We start from the raw sequence: 9134 nt of genomic DNA, 5'->3' as shown, positions 1-9134 counted from the left end.
CCCGTTCACTTCGTCCTGCTGGTCTTGTCGCGAGACTTCCGTTCCACCTCGGCGATGATGCGCTGTCGGATGAGGTCCGACAGCCCACCCACCGTCGCCACGCGGAAGAACTCGCGCATCGGGATCTCGACACCGAAGGCTCGACGAAGGCGTGACATCAGGCGGAGTCCAGTGATCGAGTCGCCGCCCAGGGTGAAGAAGCTGTCCTCGGCGCCCACCCGGTCAACGCCGAGGACCTCCTCGAACAACGAGGCGACGGCCTTCTCGGTCGGGTTTCGCAGCGCCACGAACCGCCCGTCGTCGGTGCGGACGGGCGAAGCATCGGGCAGCGCGTTCCGGTCGACCTTGCCGTTGGTGGTGAGGGGCAGACGCCGCATCGTCGTGGTCGTCGAGGGCAGCATGTACTCGGGGAGCTCCGCCGCGAGGTGTGCCACCAGCGCCGACGTATCGACGGTGCGACCCTCCTCGGGGACGACGTAGGCGGCGAGGTGTTTCCTGCCGTCGTCGCCACGAGCGAGGACGACGGCGTCGATCACGTCGGGGGCCGCGAGCAGCGCTGCCTCCACCTCACCCAGCTCGATGCGGAAGCCCCGGATCTTGACCTGGTCGTCGGCGCGCCCGACGAACTCCAGTTCTCCCCGCCGGTTCCACCGGACGATGTCCCCGGTGCGGTAGAGGCGGGTGCCAGTGCCGAAGGGGTCAGCGACGAAGCGTTCGGCGGTGAGACCGGGGCGGTTCAGGTAGCCGCGTGCCAGTCCTTCGCCGGCGAGGTAGAGCTCTCCCTGGGTGCCGGGTGGGGTGAGTGCCAATCCCTCGTCCAGCACGTACACCCGCGTCCCGTCGGTGGGAACGCCGATCGGCATCCCCTGCCCGGCCAGCGACGCCGTGGCGTCGTGGCAAACGGACAGGACGGTCGCCTCGGTGGGCCCGTAGCCGTTGACGATGGTGAGGTCGGGCGCGTGCTTCGCCACGCGTTCGACCGCGGCGGGCGAGAGCGCCTCCCCGCCGACCAGGACCTCGCGCAGTCCCGTGAAGCAGCCCGGGTCCTCCTCGGCCAGGAGGTGGAACAGGCCGGTGGTGATGCCCATCCCGGTGGCGCCGTGCTCCTCCACCGCGTTTCGGACCTCCGTCGCCGTCAGCTCACCCGGAACCACCACCACCTGCCCGCCGTTCAGCAAGGGCAGCCAAATCTGGAAGGTGGAGGCGTCGAACGCCTGCGAGGCGTGGAAGATCACGCGTTCGTGTCCACCCGCGCTGAGGCGGCGGTCAGCGGCGAAGGTCACGACGTTCTCGTGGGTGATCGCGACGCCTTTGGGCTGCCCCGTCGAACCCGACGTGAACATCACGTGGGCCAGGTTGGTCGGGAGAACGGGAGCCAGGGGAGGGGTTGTGGAAACGAATGCGGACTCGACGGGTTCCTCGTCGTCGAGGGTGATGGTGTGTGGGGTCAACCCGTCCACCACCTCCCGATACCCCCCATCAGTGATCACCACCGACACCCCCGTCACCGACCACAACCCCCGCACCCGCTCCCGGGGCGTGCTCCCCTGCACCGGCACATACACCCCACCCGCTTTCAACACCCCCAACATCGCCACGATCACCCGTTCCGACCGGCCCATCACCACACCCACCCGCGATTCCGGTCCCACCCCCAACCCCCGCAACCGCCACGCCACCCGCTCCGACCACGCCTCCAACCCCGCATACGTCACCACCCGCTCACCACACACCACCGCGACCCGCTCCGGATCCGACCGGGCCCACTCCCGCACCACCTCCGGCACGGTGCCCGCCCCCACCGACCCGACCCCCGCGGCGTGACCGGCCTCCAACACCACCCGATCCGCCCCGGTCAACACCGACAAGCCCCCCACCACACCCCCAGGACCCGCCGCGACCGCCTCCACCACCGCACCCAACCGGCCCGCCATCCCCACCACCGTCTCCTCGGAGAACACCTCCGAGGAGTACTGCACCATCACATCCAAACCACCCCCGACCTCGGTGAACTCCACCGTCACGTCCGTCACCGAGGACACACACGGCACCCGGGCGGGAACACCCCGAACCCCACCCAGCTCCAACCGGACCTCCGGCCCGTTCTGTAACACCATCATCGCCTGGACCAGCGGGGTCCGGGACACATCCCGCTCCACCCCGGCCTGTTCCACCACCCGCTGGAACGGCACGTCCTGATCCGCCAACGCCTCCACCACACCCGCCCGGACCCGGGCCAACAACGCGGTGAACGTCTCCCCGGGCTCCACCCGACCACGTAACACCAACGTGTTGATGAAACACCCCACCAACGACTCCAACTCCGGACGCACCCGCCCGGACACCGCCGTACCCAACGCCACCTCACGCTGCCCGGTATGCCGGGACAACCACACCTGGCACACCGCCACCAGCACCATGAACAACGTCGCGCCCTGCGCCCGACCCACCGCCCGGAGCACCCCGGTGACCTCGGGATCAATCCGCGAGTACACCGCCCCACCCCGACCGGTACGCACCACCGGTTGCCGGTGGTCCACCGGCAACCGCGACACCGGCAGGTCCCGCACCCGCTCCCGCCACCGCCGGGACGGCGCCTCCAACACCGACTCGGTGAACACCACCCGCTGCCACCGCGCGTACTCGGGATAGGCGACCGGTAACTCCGGTAACCGCGGTACCCGTCCCCGCAGAGCGGCGGTGTAGCACTCACCCAGATCCCGGGTCAGCACCCCCCACGACCACCCGTCGATCACCGCGTGATGCGCGCTGAGCACCAACACCTGGTCCTGCTCCCCAACACGGACCAGCAACGCCCGCGCCACCGGGCCGCCACGCAGGTCGAACGGGGTCCGCACCTCGGTATCGGTCACCCGCTGCCAGGCGGTATCACGCTCGAGGTCCGGCAGATCACCCAGATCGACCACCCGCAACGGGAACTGGCCCTCCGCCGGGGCGGCCACCCGCTGGAACGGTTCGTCGTCCTCGACAGCGATCGTGGTCCGCAGCGGAGCGTGCCGAGCGGCCACGTCCCGCAACGCCCGCTCCAGAGCGGGGACATCGACCTGGCCCTGGAGGCGGAATCCCCGGGTGACGTTGTACTCGACCCCGTCGGGGTTGTACTCGTGCAGGAACCAGAACCGCTGCTGGGACCATGACAACACCGGGCGGTCCCCGGCCGGGACACCGCCCACCGCCACGGCCCCGACCGAGCCGGGCGTGTCCTCCAGCGCCTCCAACGCGGCGGCCACCGCCGCGGGACTGGGATGGTCGAACAACAGGTTGGAGGCCACCGCGGGATGCCCGAGACGGCGGAGCCGGGAGACCACCCGCAACGCCAGCAGCGAGTCACCCCCGATGACGAAGAAGTCGTCCTGCCGGCCGATCAGCTCCGCGGGGATCTCCAACACCTCCGCCCACACGCCGATCACGGCCGTCTCCACCGGGGAGAGGACACCAGCGTCGGGGCGCACCGTGGTGTTGGTGGCGGTGCGGGGGTCGGGCAGGGCCCGCCGGTCGAGTTTGCCCGAGGGTCCCACCGGTAGTGCCGGTATCCAGACCAGCCAGGTGGGCACCCAGGAAGCGGGCAGGGTCCGTCCCAGGAACGCGCGCACCTCGATGGGGTCGAGTTCCTGATCGGCGGCGACCGCGTAGGCGGCCAACCGTCCCTCGTGGACGCCGACCACGGCGTGCCGGATCCCGGGGTGCGCGGTCAACGCGGTCTCGATCTCCCCGAGCTCGATCCGTTGACCCCTGATCTTGACCTGGTCGTCAGCGCGGCCCAGGAACTCCAGGGCTCCGGTGGTGTCCTCTCGGACGAGGTCCCCGGTCCGGTAGAGCCGGGCACCGTGGTGGAAGGGGCTGGCCACGAACCGTTCCGCGGTGCGGCCGGGCTGGTGGTGGTATCCCCGGGCCAGTTGGACACCGGAGAGGTAGAGCTCACCGGGGACACCGGGGGGCACCGGGCGCAGCGTGGGGTCCAGGACGTGGGTGGCGGTGTTCCACACAGGGAACCCGATGAGGACCCGTTCGGTGCCCACCGGGCAGGGCCAGTAGGTGACGTCCACGGCGGCTTCGGTCGGGCCGTAGAGGTTGTGCACGGCGGTGTCCGGTAGTAGCGCGTGCGCCCGCGTGAGCACTCCGGCCGGGAGTGCCTCACCAGAGCAGAAGACCTGCCGCAGGCCCGAGGCGCGGGTGGCCGCGGGGTCGTCGAGGAACTCCCGGAACAGCGAGGGCACGAAGTGGCAGGTGGTGACCGCGTGCTCGGTGATGAGCCGGGCGAGGTAGTCGGGTTCCCGGTGCCGGCCGGGCCCGGCCAGGACCACGCTGGCCCCGGTGATCAACGGCCAGAACAGTTCCCAGACCGAGACATCGAAACTGGTGGGGGTTTTGTGCAGGACCCGGTCGGTGGGGGTGATCGGGTACTGGTGCTGCATCCACAGCAGCCGGTTGACGATCGCCCGGTGGGAGACCAGCACACCTTTGGGACGGCCGGTGGAGCCGGAGGTGTAGATGGCGTAGGCGGTGGAGTCCGGGTGTGTCGGGTGGGGGGTACGGGCCGGGCTGGTGGGCAGGTCCTGGTCGAGATGGACCCAGTGGGTGTCGAGGTGGGGGAGTCGGGGTCGGAGGTCGTGGTGGGTGAGCACGATCGGTGCCTGGGAATCGGTGAGCATCAACTCCAGGCGGTCGTGGGGGTAGTCCGGGTCCAGGGGCAGGTACCCGGCTCCGGTGGACAGGACCGCCAGCAGGGCGACCATCAGGTCCAAACCGCGGGGCAGGCAGAGCCCGATCAGGGTGTCGGGTCCCGCCTGATGCGCGGCGAGGTGGTCGGCGAGCGCGTCGGCCCGGTGGAGCAGGTCCTGGTAGGTCAGGGCCTGACCGGTGTCGGTGAGGACCGCGACCGCGTCGGGAGTGGCCCGGGCCTGGTCCCGGACGAGGTCGTGCACACCGGCCTGGGGCAGTGGGTGACTGCTTCCCACCCCACCACCCACCCCCACCGTGGACTCCACACGAGATGCGGCCGTCGTCGGTGTCCCGAGGGTGGGCGCCGCGGGGGCGCCCCTCGAGGCAGCGAGGGCACCCTGACCCGCGGACCAGATCTCCATGCCGAACTCCCCTTCGGAAAGCCGCGCCGGCGGACACCAGCGAACCCGCTTGGCCCCCACCCCGAGAACGGACCGAGCCCGTCATCTCGGAGGAGGAGCGATGGTCAGAGACGTTCCAGTTCGAACACGACCGAGACGCTGAGGGAAGTGATGAGGTGCTTCCTGACGCAGCGCCAACCGCCTTCCTCGAACACGTCGTCCCACTCGTCGAGGGTCGGCAGGTAGACACCCATCATGTCGTGACCGAGTTCGAACCCCAGGGTGAAGATGGGAAGCTGGTCGTCGGGAATGCCCGACGTCCGTGTCGCATCGCCCAACAGGAAGGTGTTGGCGTTGGGGAAGGCGTCACGAATTCGCCTCAGTGACTCGATGCACTCCTGCTTCGGCCAGAAGTCGTGGCCCATCATGAAGCAGGTGATCAGATCGACTTCGTCGAACTCGGCGCCCGGTGCGACCCGGGTGACGTCGCCCTGCACGAAGGATAGGCGATCAGTCAGCCCCGCCCGGGAGGCGGCTTCCTGGGCCATCCTCACGGACGGGCTTTCGATGTCGATTCCGATCCCCGTGGTGCCGGGGTACTCGCCCAACACCTGAATCAGCCGCTCGCCGCTGCCGGAACCGAGATCGGCGACCCTACTGAACGGCTGGCGCAGTCCTTTCATCGCATCCCAGAAAGCGGGGTCGAAGTACATGGTGTTGATTTCTCGGCAGTCGAAGCTGATCGCCTCAGGGTCGCGGCGGTAGTACTCGCCAACCCGGTTCTTGTTCTTGATGACGTAGGGCATCCGGGAGAACAGTTCCCCGCTTCCCTGGGTCAGCCAGTGGAAGAGCGACTTGTGCCGGAAGACCTCGTCGAAGTTCCTTCCGGCGAGCACGACGTCGTCCTGCCGCTCGACGATGCCCACGCTGGCCAGTGCGACGAACATGCCCCGGGTGGAGAGCTCGTGCAGGTCGTTGCGCTCGGCGAACTCGCTTACCCTGATCTTCCCGTGCTTGTTGATCTCCTCGAGCGCGCCTAATTCCCAGGCCGCACCCACGGCGGACGCGGCGACCGCCGAGTTGAAGATGTCAGCAGCCGCCCTGCTCTGGGGGTGGATTTCGGTACCAGTCATGTTCTTCCTCCTGGAGCGAAGCCTTCGGTTGCCACGAGGCGATCCCATGAGTCACGAGTGCTGCGGCTCGCAGGAATCAAGCCGGTCCCGCCACAGATCGTCCGCCGCGAAGGCGATCAGGTCGACGACTTTCATGCGTTACCTAAAGTGGGAGGTCGGAACTTCTCGTGAGCCAGCCGACCGGGAGCTGGCCGCGACCACATGCAAGCCCTGGCAGCAGTGTGCGGGAATGCGCTGGGTTCGAACAACAAATTAGGCGCTGATCGAAAAACAAAGCTCCCGACGGGGGTGGAGCCAGGTTCCGAACATCAGCGCAGTGGAAATTCTTGCGAATCACGACCACCCTGCTAGCATCGGCGCAGCGGCGGGGGTCCGACATCGCCGCACGATCAGGAACAGATCCGCGTCAGGTGTCACCTCCCTGCGACGCGACACCGGCTCTGATTCCAGTCCGGACGAGACTGCTCCGTGGCCGGCCCCTGATCGGGTCAAGCGCTCAGTTCGCGCTACGTCATCACCACGAGAACGAGGTGCTCATGAACGCGGTTTCGCACGCCCAGAAGAGGTCTCCGGCTCTCGGGTCCGCCGAGGGAAACCTCACCCAGATCGAATACCTGGCCCTGAACAGCCCGCTGAACCTGGCGGACGGCCACGCCCGCCAGGACCTGACACCCAGTCAGGCGTCGATCATCGACGAACTCCCGAGCCTGTTCCTCAAGGCGTCGGAGCAGCCGGTCGACGATCTGGAGAGGGAGGCGGTTCAGTCCTACTTCCACCTGCTCGGGCAGCACTCATACCCTGCCGAGGGTGGCCGCGTGCTCAGCTGCTACTCGTCCTCTGTCGCCATGGTCATCCTGGCTCGCGCCTTGGCGACCGAGATCGACTCCGTCGCCCTGATCCACCCCACCTTCGACAACATCCCCGACCTTCTGCGGGGTGCGGACCTCCGCCTGGTTCCGCTCCCCGAGAAGGAGTTGCACGAGGGGGACCTCCCGAGAAAGGTCATCGAGTCGGTGGGCTGCGTCTTCGTGACCACGCCGAACAACCCGACCGGCGTCGTGCTCGCCGAGGAGAGGCTCCGGTCGCTCGCGGAGCAGTGCGCGAGATCGGGCACGATCCTAGCCCTGGACACGTCGTTCCGAGGCTTCGACACCCGGGCGCACTACGACCACTACCGGGTCCTGGAGGACAGCGGCTGCCGGTGGGTCGTCATCGAGGACACCGGGAAGCTCTGGCCGACCCTGGACCTCAAGGTGGGGTGGTTGGCACGTAGCGAGAACGTCGGCCTGCCGTTGGCGAAGGTGTACTCCGATGTCCTCCTCGGCGTGTCTCCCCTCATTCTCGCCCTGGTGAAGCGCTTCGCGGAGGACGCGGCGGCCGGTGGCCTCGCGGACCTGCACCGCTTCGTGGGGGAGGGGAGGACCACGCTTCGTTCGGCTCTCGCCGGGATCCCGGGGATCGCTTTCCCCGACCAGGACACGAGGGCGAGCGTGGAGCGGATCGACCTGGGCACGAGGTCGGCGATGGAGGTGTGGTCCGCGGTCACCGAGCACCAGGTGTACACGCTGCCCTGCCGGAAGTTCCACTGGGCGGACCCCGACGCCGGCAACCACAGCCTGCGCGTCGCCCTGGCCCGATCGTCCTTCACGGTGGACGCCGCCGCCGCCGCCCTGCGCACGGTCCTGGCGGGGACGTGACGCCGGATCACGCTGGAGTTCGCGGTGGGGAGACCGCCGGGCCGCTGTCCCACGTACGCCGCTGGACGGCGGAAACGGTCCAGTCGGTCTCCCCTCCCGGCGTCCTCGACCTGGGACCCGGTTACCTCGATCCCACCTTGCTCCCCGTCGACCTCCTTCGCCAGCACTTCGCCAGCGGACTCGAACGCTTCGGCTCCGCCGCGCTGAGCTACGGCCACAACCAGGGTGCGTTCGAGTTCCGCGAGGAGGTGGCCCGTCGAGCGGTGGCACGTGACGGGCACCCCTGCTCGCCTGAGCAGGCGATGCTGACCGCGGGTACGTCGCATGGTCTTCACCTCGTGTCGACCATCCTCACCGAGCCCGGGTCGGTGGTCTTCCTCGACTCCGCGTGCTACGACCTGGCCCGTCGGTTGTTCGTCGACTGCGAACTCGTGCTGCGTGAGATCAGTGCCGACGAGCACGGGATGTCGCCGGACGCGCTTCACCGTGCGCTGGCCTCAGCCAGGTCGGGCGGCGAACGACCGGGCTTCGTGTACCTGAATCCCACGTTCCACAACCCCACCGGCCTCGTCGTGCCCACCAACCGCCGAGCCGAGCTGCTCAGCATCGCGGCACGGCACGGCACCCTGATCGTGGAAGACGAACCGTACGCGGAACTCACTCTCGACGCGGCCAGCCCGCCCCCCTCGATGGCCGCGCTCGCGGGATACCGAGGCGTGGTGCGCCTGCAGTCCTTCTCCAAGACGTTGGCACCCGGGCTCAGAGTCGGTTCCCTCCTGGCCGAACCCGACGTCGTCGCCCGGCTGAGCGAGCACGGGCTGTTCGCCAGCGGAGGGGCGGCGAACCACGCCACGGCGTTGGCCGTGGTGTCCCTGCTGCGCGCCGGTGACTACGACCAGCATCTCGATTGGTTGCGCCGCCAGCTGACTGTCCGGCGGGACGCGCTGGTGGGTGCCCTCCGGCAACACCTCACCGAGGACTACGAGTTCGACGAACCGGGCGGAGGGTTCTTCGTGTGGATCCGATCCCACCTGCGCGGTGAGCCCGAGATCGTCGCCGCCGCGGACCGCGCGGGTGTCGGCGTGTCCGAGGGAAGCCGTTTCGGTCATGTCCCCACGAGCGTTCGGCTCGCTTTCAGCTTCAACCCGCCAGAACTCCTGACCGCCGCTGGAGAACGGCTCGCCGCCGAACTCGCCGTGGCCTGACCCCGCGGAGAATCC

At 68.7% G+C, this 9134-nt stretch carries 4 protein-coding genes; 2 read left to right on the top strand and 2 right to left on the bottom strand.

Annotated features, from left to right (window positions below; translation table 11 throughout):
* Positions 1-5: 5 nt before the first annotated feature.
* Positions 6-4979 carry an amino acid adenylation domain-containing protein gene (locus C1701_RS01080; protein WP_337662056.1) on the bottom strand — a complete coding sequence of 1658 codons (4974 nt, stop codon included), beginning with the start codon at positions 4977-4979 and terminating at the stop codon, positions 6-8.
* Between the two features lie 230 nt (positions 4980-5209).
* Complete coding sequence (locus C1701_RS01075; protein ID WP_030107558.1) at positions 5210-6217, bottom strand: class I SAM-dependent methyltransferase; 1008 nt, start codon at positions 6215-6217, stop codon at positions 5210-5212.
* A gap of 536 nt (positions 6218-6753) precedes the next feature.
* Between C1701_RS01075 and mppP the strand changes: the two genes are divergently transcribed.
* Positions 6754-7914, top strand: a complete 1161-nt coding sequence (gene mppP, locus C1701_RS01070) for an enduracididine biosynthesis enzyme MppP (protein WP_030228845.1) — start codon at positions 6754-6756, stop codon at positions 7912-7914.
* The gene (locus tag C1701_RS01065) at positions 7911-9119 is read left to right on the top strand and encodes an aminotransferase class I/II-fold pyridoxal phosphate-dependent enzyme (protein WP_051713544.1); all 1209 of its coding nucleotides are present in this window, start codon (positions 7911-7913) and stop codon (positions 9117-9119) included. The genes mppP and C1701_RS01065 overlap by 4 nt, the downstream gene beginning before the upstream one ends.
* Positions 9120-9134 lie beyond the last annotated feature (15 nt).

The sequence above is a fragment of the Actinoalloteichus sp. AHMU CJ021 genome (assembly GCF_002895405.1).
Classification (GTDB): domain Bacteria; phylum Actinomycetota; class Actinomycetes; order Mycobacteriales; family Pseudonocardiaceae; genus Actinoalloteichus_B; species Actinoalloteichus_B caeruleus.
This window is presented reverse-complemented; position numbering and strand designations above follow the sequence as displayed.

Bases quoted from the DNA above. Each gene is read 5' to 3' on its own strand.
- C1701_RS01075 (WP_030107558.1), bottom strand. From the start codon at position 6,217: ATGACTGGTACCGAAATCCACCCCCAGAGCAGGGCGGCTGCTGACATC.
- mppP (WP_030228845.1), top strand. From the start codon at position 6,754: ATGAACGCGGTTTCGCACGCCCAGAAGAGGTCTCCGGCTCTCGGGTCC.